Source organism: Micromonospora sp. ATLC20 (assembly GCF_057196585.1).
In genome coordinates, this window is sequence record NZ_JBXUOV010000260.1 from 1 (window position 1) to 6,013 (window position 6,013).

General features: G+C 72.5%; 5 protein-coding genes and 1 pseudogene. 2 read left to right on the forward strand and 4 right to left on the reverse strand.

The features are described from left to right. Nucleotides 1-191, forward strand: a pseudogene (locus AC2CHG_RS29455) (hypothetical protein); the annotation flags it as partial. A 69-nt stretch (nucleotides 192-260) separates the two neighbouring features. Here AC2CHG_RS29455 and AC2CHG_RS29460 read toward each other — a convergent pair. The 4 genes from AC2CHG_RS29460 to AC2CHG_RS29475 all read right to left on the reverse strand — a co-directional run bounded on the left by AC2CHG_RS29460 (nucleotide 261) and on the right by AC2CHG_RS29475 (nucleotide 3,227). Next, nucleotides 261-731 carry a ribose-5-phosphate isomerase gene (locus AC2CHG_RS29460; RefSeq protein ID WP_073830678.1) on the reverse strand — a complete coding sequence of 157 codons (471 nt, stop codon included), beginning with the start codon at nucleotides 729-731 and terminating at the stop codon, nucleotides 261-263. Nucleotides 732-802: 71 nt separating this feature from the next. Then, entirely contained in the window at nucleotides 803-2,002 is a 1,200-nt protein-coding gene (locus AC2CHG_RS29465) for a DUF1015 family protein (RefSeq protein ID WP_366624863.1), read from the reverse strand. Between the two features lie 78 nt (nucleotides 2,003-2,080). Beyond that, on the reverse strand, nucleotides 2,081-2,425 hold the full coding sequence (locus AC2CHG_RS29470) for a hypothetical protein (RefSeq protein ID WP_194803407.1): 345 nt from the start codon (nucleotides 2,423-2,425) through the stop codon (nucleotides 2,081-2,083). Nucleotides 2,426-2,603: 178 nt separating this feature from the next. Further along, nucleotides 2,604-3,227 carry a mycothiol-dependent nitroreductase Rv2466c family protein gene (locus tag AC2CHG_RS29475; RefSeq protein WP_135241648.1) on the reverse strand — a complete coding sequence of 208 codons (624 nt, stop codon included), beginning with the start codon at nucleotides 3,225-3,227 and terminating at the stop codon, nucleotides 2,604-2,606. Between the two features lie 227 nt (nucleotides 3,228-3,454). On the opposite strand from AC2CHG_RS29475, the gene pepN reads away from it, so the two are divergent. Further along, complete coding sequence (gene pepN, locus AC2CHG_RS29480; protein ID WP_484526027.1) at nucleotides 3,455-6,001, forward strand: aminopeptidase N; 2,547 nt, start codon at nucleotides 3,455-3,457, stop codon at nucleotides 5,999-6,001. The last annotated feature ends 12 nt before the right edge of the window (nucleotides 6,002-6,013 follow it).

Consider the following 6,013-nt stretch of genomic DNA (forward strand, 5'->3'; position numbering starts at 1 on the left):
CCGAGGAGGGCGAGCGCGGGCTGCGCGGGCTGGTCGGCTCCGGCTCGTCGCAGGTGAGCGTGACGGCCGCGCTGCGGGCACGCGACGCCGCCCGCCCCACCGCGGACGACCTCGCCGAGGCCGAACAGCGGGTGGTGCTCATCCGCCGCAACTGGGTGCCGCGCGAGGACCTGCCCCGCAACGGGCGCTGAGCCCGCCGGGGCCGGTACGGCAGCGCCGGCCCGGGCCCGGCGACCGGCTCGCCGAGAAGCGGTGTCCGCTCAGGCGGGCAGCTCGGGCAGCTTGCGGCTCTGCTCGTAGGCGGCCACCTGCTCGATGCGCCGGCTGTGCCGGGGGTTGCCGGAGAACGGCGTGGTCAGGAACGCCTCGACCAGCGCTGTCGCCTCGTCCAGCGTGTGCTGCCGGGCGCCGATCGCGACGACGTTCGCGTCGTTGTGCTCACGGGCGAGCTGGGCGGTCTCCACGTTCCACGCCAGCGCCGCCCGGACGCCGGAGACCTTGTTCGCGGCGATCTGCTCGCCGTTGCCGGAACCGCCGATCACCACGCCGAGGCTGCCCGGGTCACCGACCACCCGGTCGCCGGTGTGCAGGCAGAACGCCGGGTAGTCGTCGTCCGGGTCGAAGGCGTGCGGACCCACGTCCACCACCTCGTAGCCCTGCTTGGCCAGGTGGTTGGCGAGGTGCACCTTCAACTCGAAACCGGCGTGGTCGGATCCCAGGTAGACGCGCATACCGCGCAGTCTGACAGGCCCGCCCCCGGGCAGGCGAACCGGCGGCGACCCGGAGGCGGTACGTCACACGGTCAGTGCGGCAGCTCGGCCACGACCAGGCCGGCCCGCGCCTTCGGGGTGAACCAGGTGCTCTTGCGCGGCATCTTCTCCCGGGCCAGGTTCACCGCGACGAAGTCGTCCACGGTCACCGGCGCGACGAGCACCGCCAGCTCGGCCCGGCCGGCGTCGACCTCACCGACGAGCCAGCTCGCCGGGTAGTCGCCGCCCACGTACGTGATCCGCTTGTCGCCCGGGTCGAGGCCCAGCGCGTCGCGCAGCAGCAGACGCTCGACGAGCGCGTGGTCGAGGTTCTCCAGCCGGCCGGCGCCGACGTGCGGCAGCGTCACCGCGTACCCCCGGCCGCCGAGATGGAGGTGCACGACGCCGCCGGTGGCCGGCACGCCGACCGGACCGTCCACCGGGGTGATCTCCGCGCCCGCCGCGCGCAGCCGGTCGAGCAGCTCGTCCGACGTGGTGGTCAGCTCGCTGACCAGCCGGTTGTAGGGCTGGATGGCGACCGACGCGGGCGTGGTGACCACCGCGAGGAAACGCGGGAAACCGCCGGTCTGCGCGGCCAGGCTGCGGTGGTTGCCGTCCGCGACCACCAGATCCCCGCCGCCGGCGAGCGCGGTCAGCTCGTCCTGCGCCGGGCCCGGGCCGAGCAGCCAGATCGCGTGCGTCCGGCCGGACTGGTCGACGTCCGTCGCGGCGGGCGCGCCGGCCGCGTCGGTCGCCGCCGCGAGCGCGGCATGCAGCTCGTCGCCCCTACCGGTCTGGAGCAGGAGTACGGGCGAGAGCAGGTGACCGAGCGCCTCGGCCAGGGCGACGCGCTCCCGCACCTTGGCGATGAACACGTCCTCGTTGCGGATCACCAGGCCCGGCTCGTCGGCGCGGGTGGAGATCTGGTCGGTGTCGACCATGGCCCACAGCCCGTACGCGCTCTCCTCGCCCGGCGCGCTGATCCGGTAGAGCACCACCACCTGCTCGGCCGGCGTGTAGCTGCCGTCCGCCTTCGCCTCGGCCAGGCGCGCCACCGCGTCCGGCAGCGCGTCGAGGAAGGACTTCCCGAGACTGCCGGGCGCCCGGTGGGGCATCTCGATGCCCAGGGCGCTGTGCGGATTCGCCTCGACGATGGAGGTGATCTCCGCGTCGTCGGCGAACTCGTCGTAGTTCTGCGCGCCGGTGCCGCCAGTGGTGATCCAGGCCCGGGTGATCGGATGCACGACCGTCATGTCCGCTGACGCTACCCGGGCCCCGATCGCCCCCGCCGCCGGACTCACCCGCTTACCACCAGGTGAAAGGAAGGCGGCTCAGGCGGTGGGGTTGCGGTGCCGGCCCGGGGCGGGGCGGCGCACCGGCGGGGCCGGGCGGGAGCCGGCGTTGAGGCGTACCGTCGTCGCACCCGCGGCGGCCGGGTGGGCGGCGGGGCCGGACCGCGACGGCGCGCGGGCGGGCCGGACGGTCTCGGCCGGCGGTGTCATCCGCGAGGTGGCCACCACCCGGGCCACGCCGACCACGATCGGCGGGGCCAGCAGGTCGGCCACCTCGGCCGGGCCGGCCGGCCAGTCGCTCTCGGTCACCGACCAGTACGTCGCACCGGAGTCCTCGGTCGCCTGCTGCGGCGCGTCGTCGGACATGTGGCGGTGCTTGGCCATGGGAACGCCTCCAGGAGCTGCCGTGTTGCGGCCCGCGGGCCGTCGGCTGGGACACCCGGTGAAACGAGCCCCGCACCGGCCCGGTGACGGGCGGGTGCGGGGCTCGGGGCGCGCTGCGGGTGTTAAAAAGGGGCCCTTCCTCTACCGGAGGCGTTAAGAAGGGCCCCTTCCTTTCACCTCAGTCGAAGATGGGGCCCTGTTCGCGGGTGCGCTTCAGCTCGTAGAACCCGGGGGTGGCGGAGACCAGCAGTACGCCGTCCCAGAGCCGGCCGGCCGCCTCGCCCTTCGGTGCCGGCGTGATCACCGGGCCGAAGAAGGCGACCTGCTTGCCGTCCGGGCCGGGCGCGTGGATCACCGGGGTGCCCACGTCGGTGCCGACCGGCCGCATGCCCGCCTCGTGGCTGGCCCGCAGCGCCTCGTCGTACTGGGTGGATTCGGCCGCGTCGGCGAGCGCCGGGTCCAGCCCGACGTCGGTGAGCGCGCCCGCGAGCATGTCGCGGCCCAGTTCCTCCTTCTTGAGGTGGATCCGGTTGCCCATCGCGGTGTAGAGCTTCGCCAGCGCCTCGGCGCCGTGCGCCTGCTCGACGGCGATGCACACCCGCACCGGGCCCCAGCCCTTGACCATCAGATCCTGGTACTCCGCCGGCAGTTCCCGGCCCTCGTTGAGCACGGACAGGCTCATCACGTGGAACCGGATGTCCACGTCCCGGACCTGCTCGACCTCCAGCAGCCAACGGGAGGTGATCCACGCCCACGGGCACAGCGGGTCGAACCACATGTCCGCGGTGACACGTTCGGTCACGGTGTCTTCCCTTCACGACATCGTCGCGCCGGGGCTCCGGCGCGGTCACCTCCGATCCTCACCCCGTACCGCATCGACAGGTACCGGAATGAGAGCGTGACCTCGACCACCGAGAGCGGTCCGTGCATGGAAGACTCGGTTCTCGACGGGCCGTCACGAGCGGCCGGGCAGTACCGGCGCCGCGGGGCGCGGCGAGACGAGTGGGATGGAGACGAACAGTGCCGGGAGTGCGCAACCTGACCCAGGTCGAGGCTACCGAGCGGGCCCGCCTGCTCGAGGTGACCGGGTACGACATCAGCCTTGACCTGTCGACCGCGGTGCAGCCCACCGGTCGCACGTTCCGCTCGGTGACCGAGGTCCGGTTCCGCTGCGCCGAACCGGGGGCGACGACGTTCATCGAGACAGCCGCGGAATCGGTGCGGTCGGCCACGCTCAACGGCGAGCCGGTGGACCTGTCCGGCTGGTCCGCCGAGAAGGGACTCACGCTCAGCGGCCTGGCCGCCGAGAACGTGCTGGTGGTCGACGCCGACTTCGGCTACTCCAACAGCGGGCAGGGCCTGCACCGCACGGTCGACCCGGTGGACGGCGAGACCTACCTCTACAGCCAGTTCGAGACCGCCGACGCGCAGAAGGTCTACGCCTGCTTCGACCAGCCCGACCTGAAGAGCGTCTACACCTGGCACGCCACCGTCCCGGACCACTGGCGGGTCGTGTCGAACATGCCGGTGGCCCGCGAGGAGGCGGCCGGTGAGGGCCTGAAGACGGTGCACTTCACCGTCTCGGAGCGGATGAGCACCTACATCACCGCGCTGTGCGCGGGGCCGTACCACGAGGTGCGCCGCAGCCACGACGGCATCGACATGGGCTACTTCTGCCGGGCCAGCATGGCACCGCACATGGACGCCGACGACCTGCACCTGATCACCACGCAGGGCTTCGACTTCTTCCAGGAGAAGTTCGGCGTCCGCTACCCGCTGCCCAAGTACGACCAGCTCTGGGTGCCGGACTTCAACGCCGGCGCGATGGAGAACTTCGGCTGCGTCACGCACGCCGAGTCGCACTACATCTTCCGGTCGCAGGTCACCGACTTCGAGTACGAGCAGCGCGCCAACACGATCCTGCACGAGCTGGCGCACATGTGGTTCGGTGACCTGGTCACCATGCGCTGGTGGAACGACCTGTGGCTGAACGAGTCGTTCGCCGAGTGGGCCAGCCACTGGTGCAACACGCACGCCACCCGCTTCACCGACGCGTGGACCACGTTCCTGTCGATCCGCAAGAACTGGGGTTACCGGCAGGACCAGCTCTCCTCCACCCACCCGGTCTACTGCGAGATGCCGGACCTGGAGGCCGTCGAGGTCAACTTCGACGGCATCACGTACGCCAAGGGCGCGAGCGTGCTCAAGCAGCTCGTCGCGTACGTGGGTGAGGAGCCGTTCCTGGCCGGTCTGCGCGCCTACTTCGGCAAGTACGCCTGGGGCAACGCCACGTTCGACGACCTGCTGTCCGAGCTGGAGGCGGCCTCCGGCCGGGAGCTGCGCAAGTTCGCCGCCCAGTGGCTGGAGACCGCGCAGGTCAACACGTTGCGCCCGGAGGTGACCATCGGCCCCGACGGCACGTACGAGCGGGTGGTGGTCCGCCAGGAGGCGCCGTCGGGCTACCCGACGCTGCGTACCCACCGCATCGGCGTGGGCCTGTACGACCTGACCGACGGCCGGCTGGTGCGCCGGGAGCTGATCGAGACGGACGTGACCGGCGAGCTGACCGAGCTGTCCGAGCTGCACGGCAAGCGGGCCGCCGACGTGCTGCTGCTCAACGACGAGGACCTGACGTACGCCAAGCTTCGGCTGGACGAGCGGTCGATGGCCACTGTGGTGCAGCACATCGCCGGCTTCGACTCGTCGCTGGCGCGGGCGCTGTGCTGGACCGCCGCGTGGGACATGACCCGGGACGCCGAGCTGTCGGCCCGCGACTACGTGGCGCTGGTGCTGGCCGGGCTGACCGCCGAGACCGACATCAACCTGGTGACTGCGACGCTGCGGCAGGCGACCACGGCGCTCACCTTCTACGCCGACCCGGCGTGGGCGCCGACCGGCTGGGCCGACCTGTCCCGTACCGCACGGACCGCGCTCGCGGCGGCCGAGCCGGGCAGCGGCTTCCAGCTCGCCTGGGCCCGGGCGTACGCCTCGTCGGCCCGCTCCGGCGAGGACCTGGCGACGCTGCGCGGCTGGCTGGACGGCAACGGGGTGCCGGAGGGCCTGACCGTGGACACCGAGCTGCGCTGGACGGTGCTCCAGTCGCTCGTCGCCAACGGTGCGGCGGGTGCGGCCGACGTGGACGCGGAGCTGGCCGCCGACCGTACCGCCAGCGGCGAGCGGGAGGCCGCGTACGCGCACGCGCTGGTGCCGACCGCCGAGAACAAGGCGGCGGTGTGGGCGCTGCTCACCGGCCCGGACGGACTGCCGAACTGGCGTAACCGGGCGCTGCTGCAGGGCTTCACCCACCCGGCGCAGGTCGAGCTGACCGCGCCCTACCGGGAGCGGTACTTCGCCACCGTGGACCAGGTGTGGGCGCAGCGTGACAGCGAGCCGGCGCAGGAGTTCGTGCAGCTCGCGTACCCGTCGTACCTGGTCGAGGAGGACACCGTCGCGGCCACCGACGCGTGGCTGGCCCAGGACGGGCGGCCGGCGTCGCTGCGGCGGCTGGTGGCGGAGGGCCGCGACGGCGTGGTCCGCGCGCTGAAGGCCCGGGAGCGGGACGCGCGCAGCGCCTGAGCGAGGCATGCC

Excerpts from the sequence above, each read along its gene's own strand:
- AC2CHG_RS29460 (WP_073830678.1), bottom strand. The coding sequence starts at position 731 with ATGCGCGTCTACCTGGGATCCGACCACGCCGGTTTCGAGTTGAAGGTG.
- AC2CHG_RS29465 (WP_366624863.1), bottom strand. The coding sequence starts at position 2,002 with ATGACGGTCGTGCATCCGATCACCCGGGCCTGGATCACCACTGGCGGC.
- AC2CHG_RS29470 (WP_194803407.1), bottom strand. The coding sequence starts at position 2,425 with ATGGCCAAGCACCGCCACATGTCCGACGACGCGCCGCAGCAGGCGACC.